The sequence below is a fragment of the Rhizobium sp. R339 genome (assembly GCF_002211395.1).
GTDB lineage: Bacteria > Pseudomonadota > Alphaproteobacteria > Rhizobiales > Rhizobiaceae > Rhizobium.
On sequence record NZ_LOKV01000023.1, the window covers coordinates 20,960 to 43,894 of the forward strand.

Consider the following 22,935-nt stretch of genomic DNA (forward strand, 5'->3'; position numbering starts at 1 on the left):
CAGGCAAGCGATCATCCCTTGAGCGTTGCCTTACCCTCTTCGACGAGCCGGGTCGCCGCATCGGCGGGCGATGTCCGTTCGAAGGCGAGTTCGTCGCAGATCGGGCGCAGCACGCGCTGGTCGAACTGGGTTGCGCCCATCGGCACCGGCGGCGGATATTCACCCACCTGATCCTTGAGGAAATTGACGTATTTGACCGTTTCCTGCTCCGTCGGATTGAGCTGCGGCAGGATGGCCTCACGCACGGTCGGCGACATCGGTACGCCGCGCTCGACACCAAGGATCTTGCCGGCTTCGACATCGTTGACGAAGAAGTCGATGAATTTCGCGGCCGCTTCGCCGTTCTTCGTCGTGGCGCCGACACTCCAGATCAGGGCGGGACGGTAATAGTGGCCCGACGGCCCGCCCTTCTTTTCCCGCGGCAGCATGGTGATGCCGAGCTTGTTCTTGATGATCAGCTGATAGCCGACCATCTGATTGGAATAGGCCATGCCGATCACCGACTTGCCGATACCAAGCGCATTGGTGTCGATGGTGTTCTGATCGAGCGTCTGGACGTCGGCGGCAACGGTGCCGCCCGCCTTGCGCAGCGTCTCCCAGTATTCGAACCATTCTCTGGCATCGTCGGCCGTAAAGCCGAGCCCGACGCTTTCTTTGGCAAAGAGGCTCTTGCCGCGCTGGCGCAGCCAGGCGTCGAACACATAGGCGTAGCGTGCCGCATAGGGGCCGCCGGCCTTGCCGGAAGCCTTGGTAAGTTCCACGGCGAGCTTGGCATATTCATCCCAGGTAAGATCGGCCGTCGGCAGCGGGATGCCTGCCTTTTCGAATTCGACCGAGTCGAAGAACATGGAGAAAGAGTTGAGGCCGAGGCCGACACCATAGAGCTTGCCGTCGATGGTGGTCAGTTTCAGCATGTCGGCGCCGAAGGACTGGACCTTCAGCGTCGAGGGCACGAATTCGTCGAGCGGCATGCAGGCGCCGCGCTTGGAATAATCCGAGATGGTTCCCGGTTCGAGCTGGAAGATGTCGGCGATCGAGCGGCCGGCCATCTGCGTGGCGAGCTTCGTCCAGTAGCCGTCGCCGGAAAGCGATTCACCGACGATCGTGACGCCTGATGTCTTCGACTGGTAGAGCTTGGCGACGTCGAGCGTCCGCTTGGCGCGGTCATTGGACCCCCACCACATGGCGCGCAGGGACGCGTCCTCGGCAAAGGCCGGAAAGGCGCTGCCCGCGCCGAAGGCGAGACCGGCGGCAGCACCCGCTGACCCCATCAGGAATGAACGGCGATTGACCTGCATGATATCCTCCTTGTTCCCAATATGCCCTCTGCCATCCTCCAACGGCGTGCCGGGGCATTTCGGCCAAAAGAGTACGCAAAAATATTTCTATTGCAAGAAATAATCAATATCTTGCAAATTTGCATTATTTGCATAATGTTTGCCATATGAACGAACAGAAAACCAGAAGGCCGCGTCAGGCCGACATCGCCACGCTGGCCGGCGTTTCCGTCTCGACGGTGTCGCGCGTCCTCGCCAATGAACCCGGCATCAGCGACACCGTCCGCCGTCATATCCTGAAGGTGGCGGCCGAGCACGGCTATCCTGTCAAGTCGGCCGCTGAAGCCGTTTCCGGCGGGCTGGCGCTGATTGCCAGCGACGGCGTCACCGGTGGGCTCAGTGTGTTCTACGAGGCGATCGTCGAGGGCCTGCGCGCCGGCGCCGCCGAAGCGGGCATGCCCTTCGAGGTCCGGCTGGTCCGCGAGGATCGCGCCGTACCGGATGCCGTGCGCGATTACATGCAGACGGCCGGCGCCGAAGGTCTCTTTCTCGTCGGCATCGATCCGAACGAGATGCTGCGGGACTGGCTGGAAGCCAGCATGACGCCGACAGTTCTCGTCAACGGCACCGATCCCCGAATGCGTTTTGATGGTGTTTCTCCGGCTAACTTCTTCGGCGCTTATGAGGCGACAAGCCGGCTGACCAAGGCCGGCCATCGCCGCATCCTCCATCTGACCGCCTCGCACCGCCACACGATCCGCGAGCGCATTCGGGGTTTCGAAGCGGCGATCGCCGCCGTGCCCGGCGCCGAGGGCCGCCTCGTGCCCTTGGTCCTCCAGGGAAGCCCCAGCCGTGAGTCGCATGAGCGCACGGCCGCCATCCTTGCCGAGGACGCCGGCTTCACCGCCGCTTTCTGCATGAACGACTTCATCGCCGTCGGCGTACTCGAGGCCGCCACCGAGGCTGGCCTGCGTGTGCCGGAGGACTTCGCGATCGTCGGCTTCGACGATCTGCCCTGCGCTCTGATGACCAATCCGCGGCTTTCCACCATGCGCGTCGACCGCGCCGCTCTCGGGCGCGAGGCCGTCTCGCTGATGCTGTCCCGGTTCCGCAACAGAAAGGGTGCGGCGCGCCACATCTGCCAGGCGGTCGTTCCCGTTGCCGGAGGAACCGTTCCGAATGCCGAACCCGTGAGAGATGCCGATGACCTATGATCCCGCCAGCGCCAACCCGCTTGCCGGCAATCCGCTGGAAACCCGCGCCGATATGAGCCGGGCGCTGCTTGATCTCTTCGACCCGCTGCTTGCCTGTTTCTCCAGGGGCAATGCCCGCGTCAGGCTGAGCGGCGCTGCCGCCCATTTCGACCGGACGGCGGCCGATCTCGAAGGTTTCGCCCGGCCGCTCTGGGGACTGGCGCCGCTCGGCGCCGGCGGGGGTGACTTCGCCCATTGGCATCGTTTTGCCGAAGGCCTCGCAAACGGCACTGACCCCGCCCATCCCGAATATTGGGGAACGGTCAACGGCCGCGACCAGCGCATGGTCGAGCTCGCCGCTCTCGGTTTTGCCCTGGCGCTGGTGCCGGAAAAGATCTGGGAGCCGCTCGATGCGCGCGCCCGCAGCAATGTCGTCGCCTATCTCAAACATGCCAGGCAGTTCAATTATGCCGACAACAACTGGAAATTCTTCCGGATTTTCGTCGACATCGCCCTCGATCGCGTTGGCGCTGATTTCGACCGCAGCCTGACGCGGCAATATCTGGAGGAACTGGAGGGTTTCTATATCGGCGACGGCTGGTATCGCGACGGAAACGTGCGCCGCATCGACCACTACATTCCCTTCGCCATGCATTTTTACGGGCTGATCTATTCGAAGCTGGTCGACGACGATTACGCCAAGCGCTACCGAGAGCGCGCCATCCTCTTTGCCCGGGATTTCCGTCACTGGTTTGCCGCCGACGGCGCGACGATCCCCTTCGGCCGCAGCCTGACCTACCGTTTTGCCTGCGCCGGCTTCTGGTCGGCGCTCGCCTTCGCCGATGTCGAGGCGCTGCCCTGGGGCGAGGTCAAGCATCTCTGCCTGCAGCATCTGCGCTGGTGGAAGGACAAGCCAATCGCCGACCGCGACGGCGTGCTGTCGATCGGCTTCGGCTATCCGAACCTCTTGATGTCGGAGAGCTACAATTCCGCCGGCTCGCCCTATTGGGCGCTCAAGGCCTTCCTGCCGCTGGCGATCGCCGAGGATCATCCCTTCTGGACCGCTGAGGAAAAGGCGCCAGAGCAGACGTCAGCAGTTATTTCGCAGCGCCATCCCGGCATGGTGATCATGCGGGCGGGCGGCGATGTCGTGGCACTGTCCTCCGGCCAGGAAAATCTGCAGATGCGTTTCGGCACGGAAAAATACGCGAAATTCGCCTATTCCACCCGTTATGGCTTCAGCGTCGAATCCGACGAACGCGGTTTTGCGCTCGCCGCCTTCGATTCGATGCTGGCTTTCAGCGAAGACGGCCTGCACTACCGCGTCCGCGAGACGAATGAGGAAGCGAGGCTCGCGGGGGATGTGCTTTATGCGAAATGGTCACCTTTCCCCGATGTCAGCGTCGAAAGCTGGCTGGCGCCCGCGGCCCCCTGGCATATCCGCCTCCACCGGATCAGGGCGGCCCGGCCGCTGAGGGTCGCCGAAGGCGGCTTTGCCATCGCCCGCCGGGATTTCGAGCTGGACAGGCTGTCGGCTTCGGATGGCGCTGCCTATGTGATCGGCGAAGCCGATTTCAGCGGCATTCTCGACCTGGGATCGTCGGTCAAACGTGCCGGGCTCGCGCAGAAGGCCCAGCCCAATACCAATGTCATCGTCGCCAAGACCATCGTGCCGCAGCTGCGGGGCCAGATACCAGCCGGCGAGACCATCCTTGTGACGGCGGTGCTGGCGCTCGACGATCCCGCCGCCGTCGCCTCCGCCTGGGCGCAGCCGCCGAAAGCGCCCGATATTGCGGCGCTGGAGGCGCTGGTGCGGGAAAAGGGCGTGACCGTCAGCGCCATCGAAGCGCCGGGCCAGATGCCATGAGCCGCCCGGCCATCGTCCTTGCCATGGAGCCGTCGCGCACGGAGCATGTCCTGCCCGATGAGATCCTGCGCCGGCTCTCCACGATCGGCCGCCTGCTGGATTCCGAGCCGCTGCAGCACTTCGAGGACGAACGCGCTAGGCGCTTGCTGGCCGAAGCCGAAATCCTGGTCACAGGCTGGGGCGCACCTTATGTCGGGCCCGAGATTCCCGCTGCCGCGCCGCGTCTTCGCCTCATCGTCCATGCGGCGGGCACGGTGAAGGGCATCATCGACGAGGCCATCTTCGAAGCCGGCATAGCGGTCAGCCACGCGGCCGAGGCCAATGCCGTGCCGGTTGCCGAATTCACACTTGCCGCGATCCTCTTCGCCGGCAAGCGCGCCTTCCGGTTCCGCGATCTCTATGTCGCCGACCGCCACCGCGATCGAACCTACCCGCTGCAGCGCGAAGCGATCGGCAACTATGGCCGCACCCTCGGCATCGTCGGCGCCTCGCGCATCGGCCGGCGGGTAATCGAGCTGTTGAAACCCTTTAACTACAGGCTGCTGCTGTTCGATCCCATGGTCGATGCCGCCGGGGCAGCCGGACTGGGGGCGGAGAAGGTCGATCTCGACGAGTTGATGCGGCGCGCGGATATCGTTTCCCTGCACGCGCCGTCGCTGCCCTCGACGCAGCATATGATCGATGCATCAAGACTATCGCTGATGAAGGACGGGGCGACGCTCATCAACACCGCGCGCGGCATTCTTATCGATGAGGTGGCCCTGCTTTCGGAGCTGAAGACCGGCCGCATCGATGCCGTCATCGATGTCACCGATCCGGAAATTCCGGAGACGGGTTCGGCCTTTTACGACCTGCCGAACGTTTTCCTGACCCCGCACATTGCCGGCGCCATCGGCCTGGAACGGGCGCGTCTCGGCGAGATGGCGGCGGATGAGATCGAGCGTTTTGCGACCGGCCGGCCGCTGCTCTACCAGATCCGCCGGCAGGATCTCGAAAACATCGCCTGAGGCATCCCTGATAGAGCGGCACGCGTCAGCGCGGTGTCCTCAATGAATTGGGCGAGCCGTCATTGGCAAGCTCCGGCATCAGCTCGGCGATCTCGACCACCTTGCCGGTGCGCGAACTCGTCAGCGCGGCAATGCCGCAGAGCACGGACATGGCGCCCGCCCGCGTGCCGGCGCGTTGGCCGAGCCGGTCTTCCATACCGGGCTTGAAGATCATGTTGCGCATCCGATCGTCGCCGCCGTAATGCCCGCCGGTGAAATGCGGCACGACGATCCGCTCCACGGCTTGCTTGCCGTTCGGGAAATTGCGGATGAGCAGAATCGTATCCTCCTTCGGCTCTTCCCAGGGCTGGGCCTCATACTGGCGAATTTCGATGCGGCCCTTGGTGCCGTTGAAAGCCAGGTGATGGCCTTCGATCGGCTGGAAGGTGTTCAGCGAGTAGGAGACATGGACGTTGTTGCGGTAGCGGATGGAAACCACCATCGTGTCGGGAATGTCGATGTCTTCGCGGAAGACGCAGCCGTCGCGGAAATAGCCGTCGATCTTCGAAGGATCCTCGTAGAGCTGATCGAGGAAGGGATCCTTTTCGAGATCGAGATAGTAGTCGCATTCATGCGCGTGCGGACAGAGCTTGCAGCGGGGTCCGCGGAACGGGCCCTTGCGGCCGTAGTTCTGCAGATCGGCGAAGGAGGTGACGGCCTCGGGATCGCTGTCGAGATACCAGTTCAGAAGATCGAAATGGTGGGTGGCCTTGTGAACGAACAGGCTGCCGGAATTTTCCGTATAGGCATGCCAGCGGCGGAAGTAGTCGGCGCCGTGCTTGGTGTTGAGATACCAGTGGAAATCGACGGAGGTCACCCGGCCGATCTCGCCGGCATTGAGCAGTTCCTTGATCCTGGCGGCCGTCGGCGCATAGCGATAGTTGAAGGAGACGTCGACGCGGCGGCCGGTGCGCTTCTCGGCATCGAGAATCCGGCGAATCTTCTCGATCGAGGTGGTCATCGGCTTTTCGGTGATCACGTCGATGCCGGATTCCAGCGCCCGCACGATGATATCGTCATGCGTATGGTCGGGCGTGCAGACGATGGCCAGATCCGGCTTCTGCTCGGCGAGCATGGAATCGATGTTCTCATAAAGCGGTGCGTTGCTGCCGATCATGTTGCGGGCGCGCTCGCCGCGCAGCGAGTTCTTCTCGACGATAGCTGTGAGGTCGACATGTTCGCGCCAGCCGGTAAGCAGGTCCTTGCCCCACATGGTGGTGCCGCGGTTTCCGGTGCCGATCAGGGCAAAACGGCGTTTCTCCATCGAATGATTCTCCTGCACGCGTGATGAAACGAATATTGAAAATTAGATCTGGCAGCAGCTTCGGAAGCGCTCGACGCAGGTGGCGATCACCTCGTCGGCCGGGCGTTTCCACCAGGTCTCGGCCGAAAAGATCTCCACTTCCTGCGCGCCGAAGAAACCGGCCGCGTCGATCATCCGTCTTATGCCTTTGAGGTCGATCACGCCATCGCCCATCATGCCGCGGTCGAGCAGCATATCCTTCGTCGGCACCAGCCAGTCGCAGATGTGATGGGCGAAGATGCGTTTCATGCGTCCGGCGCGGGCGATCTGGTTGGCGAGGTCGGGATCCCACCAGACATGGTAGACGTCGATCGCGACGCCGACATCCTCGCCGAGCGGTTCGCACATGTCGAGCGCCTGAGCGAGCGTGTTCACGCAGGAGCGGTCGGCGGCATACATCGGATGCAGCGGCTCGATGGCGAGTTTCACGCCTGATGCCTGCGCATGCGGCAGCACGGCGGCGATGCCATCGAACACCATCTGTCGGGCCGCGACGATATCCCTCGACGCGCCCGGCAACCCGCCGACGACGAGCACGAGGCAATCGGCGGAAAAGGCGGCCGCCTCGTCGATGGCGCGCCTGTTGTCGTCGAGGTTCTTCTGCCAGTCGGCCTCGGTTGCCGCGGGAAAGAAGCCGCCGCGGCAAAGACCGGTCAGCTTGATGCCGTTGGATTTGACGATCCTGACCGCCTCGTCGAGACCGGCCTTGGCGACCTGGTCGCGCCACGGCGCGATCGAGGTGATGCCGTGCTTCAGGCAGATATCGACGGCTTCGGCAAAGCCGCATTGCTCGCGGATCGTCGCCAGATTGATCGAAAGTCCCTCGACCTGCATCTCATTCTCCTCCCATTGCCATGCTGGCGCTCAGTGAACGCCGTGGACGGCCAGCACTTGTTTCATGCGCGCCGTTGCGAGTTCCGGATCGGCCAGCACCCGCGCCTTGTCGGCCAGGCGGAAGAGTTCGGCCAGATGCGTGAGCGAGCGCGTGCTCTGCTGGCCGCCGACCATGACGAAATGGTCCTGCAGGCCGTTGAGGTAGGCGAGGAAGACGACGCCGGTCTTGTAGAAGCGGGTCGGCGCCTTGAAGATGTGCCGCGACAGCGGCACCGTCGGCTCGAGCAGATCGAAGAATTCGTGATTGCTCTTGCGGCCGAGTGCGTCGAGCGCAGCCGACGCTGCCGGCGCGATTGCATCGAAGATGCCGAGCAGCGCATCGGAATGCCCCTCTTCGTCGCCGGCGATCAGCTCCGCATAATTGAAATCGTCGCCGGTATACATGCGCACACCCTTCGGCAACTGCCGGCGCATGGTCACTTCCTTCTCCTTGGAAAGCAGCGAGATCTTGATGCCGTCGACCTTGGCGGCATTGGCTTCGATCACCTCAAGGCAGGTTTCCATCGCTTTCAGATGGTCGCCATTGCCCCAGTAACCCTGAAGCGCCGGGTCGAACATCTCTCCCAGCCAGTGGATGATGACCGGTTCCTTGACCTGGCGGAGGATGCGGTCATAGACCCTGACATAATCGTCCGGCCCCTTGGCGGCGACGGCAAGCGCCCGGCTCGCCATCAGGATGATGCGGCCGCCGGCCGCCTCCACCGTTTCGATCTGCTCTTCATAGGCCTTGATGATGGTGTCGACGGTCACGTCAGGACCGGGCGACAGGTGGTCGGTGCCGGCGCCGCAGGCGATCAGCGCATCCTTGCGCCCGGCCGCCTCGCCGAGCGCCCGGCGGATGAGGTCACGCGCCTCCGGCCAGCCGAGGCCCATGCCGCGCTGCGCCGTGTCCATCGCTTCGGCAACCCCGAGGCCGAGATCCCAGAGCCGGTGGCGGAAGGCGAGCGTCCGCTCCCAATCGATTGCCGGCGTCAGCCAGGGATCGTTGTCGGCAAGCGGATCGGCGACGACATGCGCCGCTGCAAAGGCGATGCGCGGAAAACTCTTGGCGTCGCGCTTTTTCAATTCGATGGGCGTGCCGGTCAGCGTGTAGGGGACGATCTTGCCGTCGAGGGGGAGATTGATCGTCGTCACGGCTCAGAACTCCAGTGCGGGAACGTCGAGCCAGCGGCGCTCGGCCCAGGATTTCAGCCCGAGCTCGGCCAACTGCACGCCCTTGGCGCCGGCCTCCAGGCCGTAGGGCCACGGCGCATCTTCGACGACGTGGCGGATGAACATTTCCCACTGCGCCTTGAAGCCGTTGTCGAAGGCCTGCGTGTCCGGAACTTCGTCCCAGGTCTTGTAGAAATCGATCGTCTGCGGCTGGTCGGGGTTCCAGACCGGCTTCGGCGTGTTGACGCGGTGCTGGCTCCAGCATTTCGTCAGCCCGGCGACGGCCGAACCATGCGTGCCGTCGACCTGGAAGGTGACGAGATCGTCGCGGCGCACGCGCACCGCCCAGGAGGAATTGACCTGCGCGATCACACCGCCTTCGAGTTCGAAGGTCGCATAGGCTGCATCATCGGTGTCGCAGTCATAAGGCCTGCCCTGTTCGTCAATGCGCTGCGGAATATGCGTGGCGCCGAGGCAGGAGACGGCTTTCACCTCGCCGAACAGATTGTCGAGCACGTAGCGCCAGTGGCAGAGCATGTCGAGGATGATGCCGCCGCCGTCGCCCTTGCGGTAGTTCCAGGAGGGGCGCTGGGCCGGCACGCCCCAATCGCCCTCGAAGACCCAATAGCCGAATTCGCCGCGCACCGAGAGGATCTTGCCGAAGAAGCCGGAATCCTTCAGCAGCGCCAGCTTGCGCAGGCCGGGCAGGAAGAGCTTGTCCTGAACGACGCCGTGCTTGAGCCCGGAGCGGCGCGCCTTGCGGGCAAGATCGATCGCCACCTGCAGATCGTCGGAAATCGGCTTTTCGCAATAGACGTGCTTGCCGGCGTCGAGTGCCTTGGACAGAAGCTCGGCGCGCATCAGCGTCGTGCCGGCGTCGAAGAAGACGGTGTCGTCAGGGTTGGCGAGCGCGGCATCGAGATCGGTCGACCAGCGCTGGATGTTATGCTTCTTTGCCAGCTCTTCCATCTTGGCGCCGTTGCGGCCGACGATGATCGGGTCGATCTCCAGTTTCTCGCCCGATTTCAGCGTGATCCCGCCCTGGTCGCGGAAGGCCAGGATCGAGCGCACCAAGTGCTGGTTGTAACCCATGCGGCCGGTGACGCCGTGCAAGATGATACCCAAGCGTGCCATTTTTTCCTCCCTGCAATTTTTTGCGGCGGGAGCGGGCGTCCTGGCCCGGCCCTCCCAAGCCGGTAACTAAACGGTTACTTGATGGCAGAAGAGCGGCGAGCCTGTCAATAGTCAAATCCTGCTTTCGCTATTCAGCGCTTGATCGAGGCGAGGGTGACGTGGACGATATGGCTTTCCCAGGCGTTGAGATTGGCCGGCTCGATCAGGTCACGGCCGAAGATCGTCGAGAGCGTGTACTGGTTGGAAAGGTAGAAATAGCCGAGCGAGGCGATTGTCAGGTAGACATGCAGCGGATCGGCGGTCTCGATGAAGACGCCCTGCTTCTTTCCCCGCTCGAGCACTTGGGAAAGCTCGCCGATCAGATGCGAATGCAATTCCTTGAGCCGGATGGACTGGCGCAGCCAGCGGGCACGATGCAGGTTTTCCGTGCCGAGCAGGCTCAGGAATTCCGGATGCTGGAGGAAGTAGCGCCAGGTGAAGAGCGCAAGCTCGCTGATGCCTTCCTCCGGGCTGCGGTCGCCGATATGGAGCGCCCGCTCGGCGGTACGGATGCCGACATAGGCTTCCTCGAGCACCTTGAGGTAAAGCTGCTCCTTGTCGCCGAAATAATGATAGAGCATGCGCTTGTTGGTGCCGGCCCGTTCGGCGATGGCGTCGACGCGGGCGCCGCCCATGCCGTTTTCGGCGAATTCCCGGGTCGCCGCTTCAAGGATCGCCGCGCGTGTCCGCTCCGGATCGCGCTGGGCCGTCCGTTCCGTAGACGGCCGCCGCGCCTGTTTCTTTCCGCTATTTCCCCCGCCGTCGTTCATCGCTCCACCCCTGTCTTCACATGTTGCGCTCATAAGCCTTCGGTGCGAAATTGTAAAAACCGAATTTGGAAGGGCTGCCCGCTGGAACAGAATGCTTGGAGCATGATGTCGCCCGAACCCGCTGACGCATTTCGCCACCATGCTCTGACCGACACCGCTTGACAGGCTTGCCGCTTTGCTCGTAGCTTGTAACCAATTAGTTATTTGCGCAAGCAAAACTAGTTTGGAAGCGTGTGGAGGCGCTTCCCTTTGGAGGAGGAAAAAATGACTCTGCGTGTAAACAGACGTAATTTCGTGGCCGGAGGCGCAGCCCTTCTGTCGCTCTCGGCGCTTGGAACCAGCGCTTTTGCACAGGAACAGCGCTTGCGCCTCCTGTGGTGGGGCTCGCAGCCGCGCGCCGACCGCACCAACAAGGTGTCCCAGCTCTATCAGACGAAGAATGCCGGCACGTCGATCACCGGCGAATTCCTCGGCTGGGGCGATTACTGGCCGCGCCTTGCGACCCAGGTCGCCGGCCGCAATGCGCCTGACGTCATCCAGATGGACTACCGCTATATCGTTCAGTACGCGCGTCGCGGCGCGCTTGCGCCGCTCGAATCCTATATGCCGGCCAAGCTCAATCTCGACGATTTCGATAAGGCCCAGATCGAGGGCGGCAGCGTCGACGGCCATCTTTATGGCGTCAGCCTTGGCGCGAATTCCGCCGCCACGGTGCTGAACACCACCGCCTTCAAGGAGGCCGGGGTCGATCTGCCGACGCAGGCGACCACCTGGGACGAGTTCGCCCGCATGGGCGCCGAGATCACCAAGGCCGGCAAGCGCAAAGGCATGTTCGGCCTCGCCGACGGCAGCGGCGGCGAGCCTCTGTTCGAAAACTGGCTGCGTCAGCGCGGCAAGGCGCTTTATACCGCCGACGGCAAGATCGGCTTCGACGTCGACGACGCATCGGAATGGTACGATATGTGGGCGAAGTTCCGTGAGGCCGGCGCCTGCGTTCCCGCGGATATCCAGGCTCTCGACAAGAACGATATCGAAACCAACACGGTGTCGCTCGGCAAATCTGCGGCCGGTTTTGCCCATTCCAACCAGTTCGTTGCCTATCAGGCCATGAACAAGGACAAGCTGGCGCTCACCAACTATATGCGCATCAAGGCGGATTCGAAGGGCGGCCACTATCGCAAGCCTTCGATGTTCTTCTCTGTTTCGGCCCAGTCGAAAGCGATCGATCTGGCCGTGGACTACATCAACTTCTTCGTCAAGAATCCCGAGGCAGTGCTGCTCTTGGATGTCGAACGCGGCATTCCGGAATCGGCCGCCATGCGCGAGGTCGTCGCGGCGAAGCTCGATGACAACGGCAAGGTTGCATTGGCCTATGTCAGCGGCCTCGGCGATCTTGCCGGCAAATTGCCGCCGCCGCCGCCGGCCGGTGCCGGTGAAGGCGAGTTGATGCTGCGAAACATCGCCGAACAGGTCGGTTTCGGACAGTTGTCTCCCGCCGACGGCGGCAAGCAGCTCGTCACCGAAATTACGCAGATTCTCGCACGAGGCTGATCCCGTATGAGCAATGCGATGCGCACGCCCGCAGGGGCCATAAATGTGGAAAGATATCAGGGGGCCGTGGCCGAGGGACGCTTCCGGCGTCTCTGGAATGCCAATGCCCCCGGCTATCTCTTCCTCCTGCCATGGCTTGTCGGCTTTTTCGGGCTGACGCTCGGGCCGGCCCTGATTTCGCTCTACCTCTCCTTCACCGACTTCGACATGCTGCAGTCGCCGCGGTGGGTGGGAATGGCGAATTACGTGCGCATCGCTACGGCGGATCCGAAATTCTCGGCCGCCATGCACGTCACCCTGACTTATGTTGTCTTCTCGGTGCCGTTCAAACTGACCTTCGCCTTGCTGATCGCCATGGCGCTGAACCGCGGCCTGCGCGGCCTGACCTTCTATCGCGCCATCTTCTACCTCCCTTCCTTGTTGGGCGGCAGCGTGGCGATCGCCGTGCTCTGGCGCCAGCTTTTCGCCAGCGATGGTCTCGTCAATGCCGCGCTCTCGCAGTTCGGCATCGAAGGTCCGAGCTGGATTTCGCATCCGAACTATTCGATTTACACGCTGGTGGCTCTGTCGGTCTGGCAGTTTGGCTCGCCGATGATTATTTTCCTCGCCGGCCTGCGCCAGATTCCCCAGGATATGTATGAGGCCGCAAGCCTCGACGGCGCCTCGAAATTCCGCCAATTCTACAAGATCACCCTGCCGCTTCTGACGCCGGTGATCTTCTTCAACGCCGTCGTCCAGACCATTGATGCCTTCAAGGCATTCACGCCCGCCTTCATCATCTCAGGCGGCACGGGCGGTCCGATCAACTCGACGCTGTTCTACACGCTCTACCTCTATCAGGAAGCCTTCGGCAATTTCCGCATGGGCTATGCCTCGGCGCTCGCCTGGATCCTGGTGCTGATCATCGCCGTTTTCACCGCTTTCTCTTTCCTGACCTCGCGTTATTGGGTGCACTACGATGACTGAGATGACCGCTTCCGTCACCGCGGCCAGGCCGCCATCGGATATCACCAAACGCAGCCTGCCGGCGTCGCTCATCATCCACGCCCTGCTGATCGCCGCATCGCTTCTGATGGTCTATCCGCTGTTGTGGATGGTTTCGGCATCGGTCAGGCCGGAAACCGAGATATTCTCGTCGACCTCGCTCATTCCGTCGTCGATCGATTTCTCCTCCTATGCGCGCGGCTGGGTCGGCCTCGATGTCAGCTTCGGCCGGTTCTTCTGGAATTCGCTCGTCATTTCGCTGCTTGTTGTGACGGGCAATGTCATCGCCTGTTCGCTGACGGCCTACGCCTTCGCCCGGCTGCGTTTCGCCGGCCGGAACTTCTGGTTCGCGATCATGCTCGGCACGCTGATGATCCCCTATCACGTGACGCTGATCCCGCAATATGTGCTCTTTCTCAACCTCGGCTGGGTCAACACCATCCTGCCGCTCGTCGTGCCGAAGTTCCTGGCAAGCGACGCCTTCTTCATCTTCCTGATGGTGCAGTTCTTCCGCGGCATCCCGCGCGAACTCGACGAAGCCGCCATGATGGACGGCTGCAGCGCCTGGCGCATCTATTGGAAGATCATGCTGCCGCTCTCGCTGCCGGTGCTGGCGACCGCAGCGATCTTCTCCTTCATCTGGACCTGGGACGATTTCTTCGGCCCGCTGATCTACCTGAACGACATGAACACCTACACGATCCAGCTCGGCCTGCGCACCTTCGTCGATTCCACCAGCGCATCGGATTGGGGCGGACTCTTCGCCATGTCGACTTTGACTCTCGTGCCGGTGTTCTTCTTCTTCCTATTCTTCCAGCGCCTGCTGATCGAAGGCATCGCCACGACCGGCATGAAACGCTGATGGCGGCAATGGGAAAGAGTGACATGAGCATCAAGACGGTCGCGATCGTCGGCTGCGGTATCGGCCGCTCCCACATCGTCGAAGGTTACCTGCCGCATGCCGACAAGTTCAGGGTCGCGGCGATCTGCGATCTGAACGTTGAGCGGCTGGCTGCGGTCGGCGACGAATTCGGCATCGAGCGCCGCACCACCTCCTTTGCGGAGCTGCTCGCCGACGATACGATCGATATCATCGATATCTGCACCCCTCCCGGCGTGCACCTAGAGCAGGTGGTCGCAGCGCTCGCCGCCGGCAAGCACGTCGTTTGCGAAAAGCCGCTGACCGGCTCGCTCGCCGGCGTCGATACGATCATGGAAGCGGAAAAGAACGCCAAGGGCGTTCTCATGCCGATCTTCCAGTACCGCTACGGCGACGGCATCCAGAAGGCCAAACGGATCATCGATGCCGGCATTGCCGGCAAGCCCTATACGGCCTCGGTCGAAACCTTCTGGCTGCGCAAGCCGGAATATTATGCAGTGCCCTGGCGCGGCAAATGGGCGACCGAACTCGGTGGCGTGCTCGTCACCCATGCGCTGCATCTGCACGATATGCTGATGCATCTGATGGGCCCGGCGGCAAGGGTCTTTGGCCGCGTCGCCACCCGCGTCAACGATATCGAGGTCGAGGACTGCGCCTCCGCCAGCCTGCTGATGGAAAATGGCGCCTTCGTCTCGCTGTCCTGCACCTTGGGTTCGCAGGAGCAGATCAGCCGGCTGAGGCTGCATTTCGAAAACGTCACCTTCGAAAGCACGCACGAGCCCTACACGCCGGGCAAGGATCCCTGGAAGATCATCGCCGCCAACGACGACATCAAGCAGAAGATCGACCGCGTAGTCGGCGATTGGCAGCCGGTCGCGCCGCGTTTCACCACGCAGATGGGCCAGTTTCATGCCTTCCTCAGCGGCGAGGGACCGTTGCCGGTGACGACCAGGGATGCGCGCCGCGCGCTGGAACTCGTCACCGCCATCTACCAGTCCTCCGACAGCGGCGCCGAAGTGCCGCTGCCGGTCGGTCCCGACAGTCCGAAATACGCCGATTGGCGCGCAAGAACCAGGTAACGGCCAAGTAACCGGCCAAAGTAACCGGCAACAGAGGGTTTTGAGACGATGGCAACCAGTGTCGTTCTTCAGAAGGTCGAGAAGCGCTACGGCGCCTTCGATGTGATCCACGGCATCGACCTGACGATCGATCCCGGCGAATTCGTCGTTTTCGTCGGCCCCTCGGGCTGCGGCAAGTCGACCCTTCTGCGGATGATCGCCGGCCTCGAGGAAATTTCGGCCGGGGCGCTGCTGCTCGACAGCGAACGCATGAACGAGGTGGCGCCCGCCAAGCGCGGCATCGCCATGGTCTTCCAGTCCTATGCGCTCTATCCCCACATGTCGGTCTATAAGAACCTCGCCTTCGGCCTGGAGACGGCAGGCTACAAGAAGGCCGAGATCCAGCCGAAGGTCAAACGCGCCGCCGAAATCCTGCAGATCGAGAAGCTGCTTGAGCGCAAGCCGAAGGCGCTCTCCGGCGGTCAGCGCCAGCGCGTGGCGATCGGGCGCGCCATCGTGCGCGAGCCGCGCATCTTCCTGTTCGATGAACCGCTGTCGAACCTCGATGCCGAACTGCGCGTGCAGATGCGCGTCGAGATCTCCCGCCTGCACCGCCAGCTCGGCAACACGATGATCTACGTCACCCACGACCAGGTCGAGGCCATGACGATGGCCGACAAGATCGTGGTGCTGAATTCCGGCCGCATCGAGCAGGTCGGCGCACCGCTTGATCTCTATAACAACCCCGCCAATCGCTTCGTCGCCGGCTTCATCGGCAGCCCTAAGATGAATTTCCTGAAGGCCCGCATCGAGCAGTTGGGCGAAGCCGAAACCAGCATCAATGTCTGCGGTAATTCCGTGCACCTGCCGCGCCGCCTGAAAGGCGAGTCCGGCCAGGACGTCACCTTCGGCATCCGCCCCGAGCATCTTTCCCTTTCCGGCGGCGCCATCGCGCTCTCCACCGTCAATGTCGACCTCGTCGAGAATCTCGGCGGCGCCACCATGCTCTACGCCACAACCCCGGACGGCCAGCTTCTGACCATCGCGCTTGACGGCCAGCAGAAGGTGGAGCGCGGCACCAATGTGACGACCTTTTTCGATCCGGCCCGCTGCCACGTCTTCGATGCCTCGGGCAAGACGATCTGACCAAGTGGCGCTACGCGCGTGCGAAAGAGCGCGCGCAACTTGACAGCCGATCCTCCTCTGTCCCATCATTTCGAGGTGGGCGAGGGGGATAAGCATGACGCCTGAAGATCGGATTCATGCACTCGGCATCTGGCAGGGCCCGATCGAAATCTCGCCGATATCAGGCGGCATCACCAACAGAAACTATCTGGTCAGCGATGCCGTCGCGCGTTGCGTGGTGAGGCTCGGCACCGATATCCCGATCCATCACATCATCAGGCAGAATGAGCTCGCCGCAAGCCGCGCGGCTCATGCCGCCGGCATCTCGCCCGCCGTCATCCACCATTCGCCGGGCGTTCTGGTGCTCGACTATATCGAGGCGCGGGCGCTTTCGCCGGAGGATATCAGGGCGCCTGACATGCTCGCCCGTGTCGTGCCGCTGGTGCGAGCCTGCCATCGCGACATCGCCCGGCATTTCCGCGGCCCGGCGATGATCTTCTGGGTCTTCCATGTCATCCGCGATTATGCGGCCAGCCTGAAGGCAACGGGAAGCATCCATCTTCCGCTGCTGCCGAAGCTGATCACTAGCGCCGAGACACTGGAACAAGCGGCCGGCCCGTTCGAAATCGCCTTCGGCCACAACGACCTGCTGGCCGCAAACTTCCTCGATGACGGCAAGCGGCTCTGGCTCATCGACTGGGACTATGCCGGCTTCAACACGCCGCTCTTCGATCTCGGAGGGTTGGCCTCCAACAACGAGTTCTCGCAGGCAGCCGAGAAAATGATGCTGGAGAGCTATTTCGACCGGCCGCTCACCGATGAGCTCAGCCGCCGCTACGGCGCGATGAAATGCGCTTCGCTGCTGCGCGAGACGCTCTGGAGCATGATTTCGGAAATCCATTCCACCATCGATTTCGACTACGCCGCCTATACTGCCGAAAATCTCGCGCGCTTCGAGCGCGCCTATCAAGCCTTTGAACAGGATCGATAAATGACGAGAGAATTACCGAAGAAGGCAAAGGCCGTGGTCATCGGCGGCGGCATCATCGGCTGCTCGACGGCCTATCATCTCGGCAAGCTCGGCTGGACGGATACCGTCCTGCTTGAGCGCAAGAAGCTGACCTCGGGTACCACTTTCCATGCCGCCGGCCTCGTCGGCCAGCTGCGCACCAGTGCCAATATCACCCAGCTGCTCGGCTATTCCGTCGATCTCTACAAGCGCCTGGAGGAGGAAACCGGCCTCGGCACCGGCTGGAAGATGAATGGCGGCCTGCGCCTTGCCTGCAACGAGGAGCGCTGGACCGAGGTCCGGCGCCAGGCGACCACCGCCCAATCCTTCGGCCTCGAAATGCAATTGCTGACGCCGCAGGAAGCCTTCGATCTCTGGCCGCTGATGACGATCGACGATCTCGTCGGCGCCGCCTTTCTTCCGACCGACGGCCAGGCCAATCCCTCCGACATCACTCAGGCGTTGGCGAAAGGCGCCCGCATGTCGGGCGTCTCGATCTTCGAGGATACCGAGGTTCTCGACCTGGAAATCGACAAGGGCAAGATCCGCGCCGTCGTCACGGGGCAAGGCCGCATCGAATGCGAGCGCGTCGTCGTCTGCGCCGGCCAATGGACGCGCGCCTTTGCCGCCCGCTTCGGCGTCAACGTGCCGCTGGTCTCGGTCGAGCATCAATATATCATCACCGAATCCTTCGGCGTGCCCTCCAACCTGCCGACGCTACGCGATCCCGATCGCCTGACTTATTACAAGGAGGAGGTCGGCGGCATCGTCATGGGCGGCTATGAACCGAACCCGATTGCCTGGGCGGAGAAAGGCATCCCCGAAGGTTTCCACTACACGCTGCTGGACAGCAATTTCGAGCATTTCGAGCAGATCATGGAACAGGCGCTCGGCCGCGTTCCGGCGCTGGAAAATGTCGGCGTCAAACAGCTGCTGAACGGTCCGGAAAGCTTTACGCCGGACGGTAACTTCATTCTCGGCGAAGCGCCGGAGCTGAAGAATTTCTTCGTCGGCGCCGGTTTCAACGCCTTTGGCATCGCCTCGGCCGGCGGCGCCGGCATGGCGCTCGCCGAATGGGTGACGAAGGGCGAACCGCCCTACGATCTCTGGCCGGTCGACATCCGCCGCTTCGGCCGTCCGCATTTCGATACCGACTGGGTCCGCACCCGCACGCTCGAAGCCTATGGCAAACACTACACCATGGCTTGGCCCTTCGAAGAGCATTCGAGCGGGCGGCCCTGCCGCAAGTCGCCCCTTTATGACCGGCTGAAGGCGCAGGGAGCCTGCTTCGGCGAAAAGCTCGGCTGGGAGCGGCCGAACTGGTTCGCCGATCTCTTCGCCAACGAGGAGCCGCGGGATGTCTATACCTACGGCAGACAGAACTGGTTCGAGGCCGTCGGCCGCGAGCATAAGGCGGTGCGCGAGGCGGCCGTCATCTTCGACCAGACCTCCTTCGCCAAATTCGTGCTGAAGGGCATGGACGCCGAGCAGGCCCTCTCCTGGATCGCCGCCAACGATGTCGCAAGGCCCGTGGGATCGCTCATCTACACGCAGATGCTGAACGATAAGGGCGGCATCGAATGCGACCTGACCGTCGCCCGCATCGCCGAGGACGAATATTACATCGTCACCGGCACCGGTTTCGCCACGCATGATTTTGACTGGATCGCACGCAATATTCCGGCGGAGATGCATGCCGAGCTGGTCGACGTTACCTCGGCCTATTCCGTTCTGTCGCTGATGGGACCGAATTCGCGCGCAGTGCTCGAAAAAGTGACGAGCAGCGACGTCTCGAACGCGGCCTTCCCCTTCGGCCAGGTCAGGACCATCGGCATATCGGGCTGCCCAGTGCGGGCGCTACGCATCACCTATGTCGGGGAGCTCGGCTATGAACTGCATGTCCCAGTCGAATATGCGACGACGGTCTATGACGCGCTGATGGCATCAGGCGGCGAGTTCGGTCTCGTCAATGCCGGCTACCGCGCCATCGAGAGCTGCCGTCTGGAAAAGGGCTATCGCGCCTGGGGCTCCGATATCGGCCCCGACCATACGCCCATCGAGGCCGGCCTCGGCTGGGCGGTGAAGATCAGAAAGAACATTCCCTTCCGCGGCCGCGAGGCGATCGAACGGCAGCTTTCGGGCGGGGTGAAGAAACGCCTCGCCTGCTTCGTTCCCGACGATCCCGACGTGGTGCTGCTCGGCCGCGAAACCATCTATCGCGACGGCAAACGCGTCGGCTGGCTATCGAGCGGCGGCTTCGGCTACACGCTGGGCAAGCCGATCGGCTACGGCTACATCCGCAACGCCGACGGCGTCACCGAGGATTTCGTCCTCTCCGGCAGCTATGAGCTCGATGTCGCGAGGGAACGCATTCCCTGCACGGTGACGCTGTCGCCGCTCTATGATCCCGATATGGTGCGGGTGAAGGCTTGACTATGCGGTGTGGCTGAGCGGGCGACCCAGAACTCCCTCATTCCTGTGCTCGTCACAGGAATCCAGCTACCGCGCGTCGGCGCGGTGAATGACCCGTTTACATTGTGAGGGAAGGAGTCTTTCGCGCTCAAGGACTTGAGCGCGCTGGATCCCTGTGACAGGCACAGGGATGAGGGCAGGAGACAGATCGCCCTGGAATGATCCCAACGCTCAAAACAACGGCAGCCGATCGTCCTGGATCAGGATCTCCAGCTTGTCCGACACATCCTGCGTCCACGCTCGATGTTCCGTCAAAGCCTTCGGGAAAAGTCCGGGGAGGGTGAAAAGCGCCGCCGAAATCGCCAGGCCTGTGCGGGGAACATCGGCGATTAGCGCGGTGATCTCTGCCGCGCGCGGGTCGCGCAGCTCGTAGCGTTCGCCGTTGCCATGCTCGCCGATCGCATAACGCATCCAGGCCGCGACGGCGATCGCATAGGTCTCCGCCCGGTCGCCATGCGCCAGCGCTTCGCATCCAGGTTCCAGCAGCCGCTGCGGCAGTTTCTGCGTGCCGTCCATGGCGATCTGATAGGTGCGATGCGCAATCGCCTTGTTTGCAAAGCGTGCTATCAACTCATTGGCATATTTATCGAGATCAATTCCCGGCACCGCATCGAGCGTTCGCGCCGCCGCATGCATGTGGCGGTAGGCGAGCGCCGCCAGGCCGGCATCGTCCATGACGTCGCGAATGAATTCATAGCCGCCGATATAACCGAGATAGGCGAGCAGCGAATGGGCTCCGTTGAGCATCCGGAGCTTCATCTTTTCGTAGGCCGAGACTTCCTCGACCATCAGCGCGCCGTGCACTTTTTCCCAGGCCGGCCGGCCATTGGCGAAGTGGTCTTCGATGACCCATTGCGTAAAGGGCTCGGTCTCGATCGCCGCCATATCGCTGCGTCCGGTCAGCCGCTCGGCATCGGCATAGGTCGCCTCGGTGCTTGCGGGCGTGATCCGGTCGACCATCGTCGAGGGGAAGGGCACATTCGTCTCGATCCAGCGATGCAGATCGGCGTCGATGCGGGAGGTGAATTCCAGCACGAGGCGCTTCAGCACCGCGCCGTTGCTCGGCAGGTTGTCGCAGCTCAGCGGCGTAAAGGGCGCGATGCCCTTCTGCCGGCGGCGCGCCAGACCTTCGACGAGATAGCCGATGACGCCGCGCGGCGCATGCCGGTTGGCGAGGTCGGCGACGATATCGGGATGTTTCAGATCGAGGCCGCCCGTGGCCGGATCGAAGCCATAAGCCTTTTCCGTCACCGTCATGCTGACGATGCGGATATCGGGATCTTCGAGCCGCGCCAGCAGGCCGGCGGGATCGCGCGGCGCCACATGCGCCTTCAGGATCGAGCCGATCACATGCGCCGTGGTGCCTGACGTATCGCGGATCAGGACCGTATAGAGCCCGTTCTGCGCGCTGAGATTGTCCGCGACATCAGGTGTGCGCAGGCTCGCCACCTCGATGCCCCAGTCGCCGCCCGCAGCCGCGAGCGCGCCATCCGTGAAGGGTGCGAAATGGGCGCGGAAGAAGGCGCCCGGGCCGAGATGCAGGATACCGGCCTTTAGGGCATTCCTGTCATAGGCAGGAAGCTTCGCCGTCGGCGCAAGGCCGGTCACGTTCTGCAGTCTATCGCTCACAGCTTATAGGCCTTCTTTGCGTTGTCATAGGAGAGTTCGCGCGCGACGATCTCGGCGTCCTTCCTGGAAATTCGGTGCTCGGCCGCGAGCCCGGCGAGGAAGCGGCAGACTTCGCGGCGCCAGACGTCGTGCCGCGCCGGGATCGACAGCAGCGCGCGCGTGTCGTCGTTGAAACCCGCCATATTGGCGAAGCCAGCCGTCTCCACCACCTGGTCGAGATAGCGGCGGATGCCGAGCGGGCTGTCATGGAACCACCAGGGCGGCCCGATCATCAGGCAGGGCCAATGGCCGGCCATCGGTGCGAGTTCCCGCGCATAGGTCGTCTCGTCGAGCGTGAAGAGCAGCACGCGCAAGCCAGGCGCGTGGCCGTATTTCGAAAGCAGCGCATTGAGGCCGCCGACCCAGTCGGTGCGCGTCGGAATATCGGCGCCCATATTGGGGCCGCGGGTCGCAAAGAGCCCGCTGTCGGTATTGCGCCTCGAACCGGCATGGATCTGCATCACCATGCCGTCCTCCGCCGAAAGCGCAGCCATCTCGGTCATCATCTGGCCGCGGAAAAGCTCCGCGTCGGCAGGCGAGAGCGGTCCCTTCAGCGCCTTGTCGAGCAGCGCCTGTTTTTCCGCAAGCGGAAGGTCGGCGGTGAAGGCGCTCGGCACGCCGTGATCGGTGGCGGTGGCGCCGAACTGGCGGAAATAGGCACGCCGGCGCCGATGCGCCTCGATCAGCCCGTCCCAGCGTGTTACGTCGGCACCGGTGATCTCTCCGAGCTTTATGAGGTTGTCGCGGAAGCCGACCGCATCAGGATCGGTGACGCTATCCGGTCGGTAGGTGGTGCGGACCTTGCCGATCCAGCCGTCCGCCGCCATTTTCTGATGGTGCGCCAACGGATCGAGTGCGCCTTCCGTCGTCGCGATCGTTTCGATCCCGAATCGCTGGTGCAACGCCCGCGGGCGGAATTCCGGACGGGCGAGCTGCGCGTTGATGTGATCGTAGAGCGTATCGGCATTATCAGGTGTCAGCGGCTCAGTGCAGCCGAGCACGGCCGACATCGCGTGATCGACCCAGAGGCTCGACGGCGTTCCGCGGAAGAGATGGTAGTGCTTGGCAAAGGTCCGCCAGATCGCGCGGCCCTCGGCCACCGGCTCGCCGTCGAGGCGCGGCACGCCGAGCTCGTCCAATGCGACGCCGACGCTGTGCAGCATGCGGAAGAGATAGTGATCGGGAATGACCAGCAGCGAAGCCGCATCTTCGAAAGGCTTGTCGTCGGCAAACCAGGCCGGTTCGGTGTGCCCGTGCGGGCTGACGATCGGAAGACCGCGCACCGTCTCATAGAGGTCGCGCGCAATGGTCCGTGTTGCCGGGTCGGCCGGAAAGAGCCGGTCCGGATGAAGAAAGCCGTTTCCTACATCCATCAGTATTCCTCCCTGATGGATAAAGGGCCTACCCCACAACATCAGACACGGCAAGGTCTTTTAGTAACCAAACGGTTCCGTTTTGCGCACGGCTGTATTGGCCGTCGAAAACATTGACGAAGCGACCTATTTCCGCTTTG

General features: G+C 62.8%; 18 protein-coding genes. 10 read left to right on the plus strand and 8 right to left on the minus strand.

Annotated elements, in window-relative coordinates; genetic code table 11:
- Window positions 1-11: 11 nt before the first annotated feature.
- Window positions 12-1,298: an ABC transporter substrate-binding protein gene (locus ATY76_RS19310; protein WP_088676349.1), complete on the minus strand. Its 1,287-nt coding sequence runs from the start codon at window positions 1,296-1,298 to the stop codon at window positions 12-14.
- Between the two features lie 146 nt (window positions 1,299-1,444).
- On the opposite strand from ATY76_RS19310, the gene ATY76_RS19315 reads away from it, so the two are divergent.
- The 3 genes from ATY76_RS19315 to ATY76_RS19325 are packed head-to-tail and all read left to right on the plus strand — an operon-like array spanning window position 1,445 to window position 5,344.
- Complete coding sequence (locus ATY76_RS19315) at window positions 1,445-2,491, plus strand: LacI family DNA-binding transcriptional regulator (protein WP_088676350.1); 1,047 nt, start codon at window positions 1,445-1,447, stop codon at window positions 2,489-2,491.
- Window positions 2,481-4,337, plus strand: coding sequence for a DUF2264 domain-containing protein (locus tag ATY76_RS19320; protein ID WP_088676937.1), 1,857 nt, complete (start codon window positions 2,481-2,483; stop codon window positions 4,335-4,337). Before ATY76_RS19315 ends, ATY76_RS19320 begins: the two co-directional genes overlap by 11 nt.
- Complete coding sequence (locus tag ATY76_RS19325) at window positions 4,334-5,344, plus strand: hydroxyacid dehydrogenase (protein ID WP_088676351.1); 1,011 nt, start codon at window positions 4,334-4,336, stop codon at window positions 5,342-5,344. Before ATY76_RS19320 ends, ATY76_RS19325 begins: the two co-directional genes overlap by 4 nt.
- 25 nt (window positions 5,345-5,369) lie before the next feature.
- On the opposite strand, the gene ATY76_RS19330 is transcribed toward ATY76_RS19325, so the two are convergent.
- The 5 genes from ATY76_RS19330 to ATY76_RS19350 all read right to left on the minus strand — a co-directional run bounded on the left by ATY76_RS19330 (window position 5,370) and on the right by ATY76_RS19350 (window position 10,675).
- Window positions 5,370-6,647, minus strand: coding sequence for a Gfo/Idh/MocA family oxidoreductase (locus ATY76_RS19330; protein WP_088676352.1), 1,278 nt, complete (start codon window positions 6,645-6,647; stop codon window positions 5,370-5,372).
- A 42-nt stretch (window positions 6,648-6,689) separates the two neighbouring features.
- Entirely contained in the window at window positions 6,690-7,520 is an 831-nt protein-coding gene (locus ATY76_RS19335; protein WP_088676353.1) for a sugar phosphate isomerase/epimerase family protein, read from the minus strand.
- Window positions 7,521-7,550: 30 nt separating this feature from the next.
- Window positions 7,551-8,714: a dihydrodipicolinate synthase family protein gene (locus ATY76_RS19340; protein WP_088676354.1), complete on the minus strand. Its 1,164-nt coding sequence runs from the start codon at window positions 8,712-8,714 to the stop codon at window positions 7,551-7,553.
- Between the two features lie 3 nt (window positions 8,715-8,717).
- Window positions 8,718-9,866 carry a Gfo/Idh/MocA family oxidoreductase gene (locus tag ATY76_RS19345; protein ID WP_088676355.1) on the minus strand — a complete coding sequence of 383 codons (1,149 nt, stop codon included), beginning with the start codon at window positions 9,864-9,866 and terminating at the stop codon, window positions 8,718-8,720.
- Between the two features lie 131 nt (window positions 9,867-9,997).
- Window positions 9,998-10,675: a TetR/AcrR family transcriptional regulator gene (locus ATY76_RS19350; protein WP_088676356.1), complete on the minus strand. Its 678-nt coding sequence runs from the start codon at window positions 10,673-10,675 to the stop codon at window positions 9,998-10,000.
- 264 nt (window positions 10,676-10,939) lie between these two features.
- Between ATY76_RS19350 and ATY76_RS19355 the strand changes: the two genes are divergently transcribed.
- From ATY76_RS19355 to ATY76_RS19385, 7 genes are all read left to right on the plus strand, one after another.
- Window positions 10,940-12,226 (plus strand): ABC transporter substrate-binding protein, encoded by a 1,287-nt coding sequence (locus ATY76_RS19355; protein WP_088676357.1) that lies wholly within the window; start codon window positions 10,940-10,942, stop codon window positions 12,224-12,226.
- Window positions 12,227-12,232: 6 nt separating this feature from the next.
- Window positions 12,233-13,192 carry a sugar ABC transporter permease gene (locus ATY76_RS19360; protein WP_088676358.1) on the plus strand — a complete coding sequence of 320 codons (960 nt, stop codon included), beginning with the start codon at window positions 12,233-12,235 and terminating at the stop codon, window positions 13,190-13,192.
- 1 nt (window position 13,193) lies between these two features.
- On the plus strand, window positions 13,194-14,072 hold the full coding sequence (locus ATY76_RS19365) for a carbohydrate ABC transporter permease (protein ID WP_176539009.1): 879 nt from the start codon (window positions 13,194-13,196) through the stop codon (window positions 14,070-14,072).
- Window positions 14,072-15,169, plus strand: coding sequence for a Gfo/Idh/MocA family oxidoreductase (locus ATY76_RS19370; RefSeq protein WP_190233698.1), 1,098 nt, complete (start codon window positions 14,072-14,074; stop codon window positions 15,167-15,169). The genes ATY76_RS19365 and ATY76_RS19370 overlap by 1 nt, the downstream gene beginning before the upstream one ends.
- Before the next feature lie 48 nt (window positions 15,170-15,217).
- On the plus strand, window positions 15,218-16,294 hold the full coding sequence (gene ugpC, locus ATY76_RS19375) for a sn-glycerol-3-phosphate ABC transporter ATP-binding protein UgpC (protein ID WP_088676361.1): 1,077 nt from the start codon (window positions 15,218-15,220) through the stop codon (window positions 16,292-16,294).
- A 94-nt stretch (window positions 16,295-16,388) separates the two neighbouring features.
- Window positions 16,389-17,264: a choline kinase family protein gene (locus tag ATY76_RS19380; protein WP_088676362.1), complete on the plus strand. Its 876-nt coding sequence runs from the start codon at window positions 16,389-16,391 to the stop codon at window positions 17,262-17,264.
- Window positions 17,265-19,715 (plus strand): FAD-dependent oxidoreductase, encoded by a 2,451-nt coding sequence (locus ATY76_RS19385; RefSeq protein WP_088676363.1) that lies wholly within the window; start codon window positions 17,265-17,267, stop codon window positions 19,713-19,715.
- A 210-nt stretch (window positions 19,716-19,925) separates the two neighbouring features.
- Here the strand turns inward: ATY76_RS19385 and ATY76_RS19390 are convergent, their stop codons facing one another.
- Both ATY76_RS19390 and uxaC read right to left on the minus strand, forming a co-directional pair.
- Window positions 19,926-21,383, minus strand: coding sequence for a mannitol dehydrogenase family protein (locus tag ATY76_RS19390; protein ID WP_088676364.1), 1,458 nt, complete (start codon window positions 21,381-21,383; stop codon window positions 19,926-19,928).
- A complete protein-coding gene (gene uxaC / locus ATY76_RS19395; protein ID WP_088676365.1) occupies window positions 21,380-22,795 on the minus strand; it encodes a glucuronate isomerase in 1,416 nt (471 codons plus the stop codon). Before uxaC ends, ATY76_RS19390 begins: the two co-directional genes overlap by 4 nt.
- Window positions 22,796-22,935 lie beyond the last annotated feature (140 nt).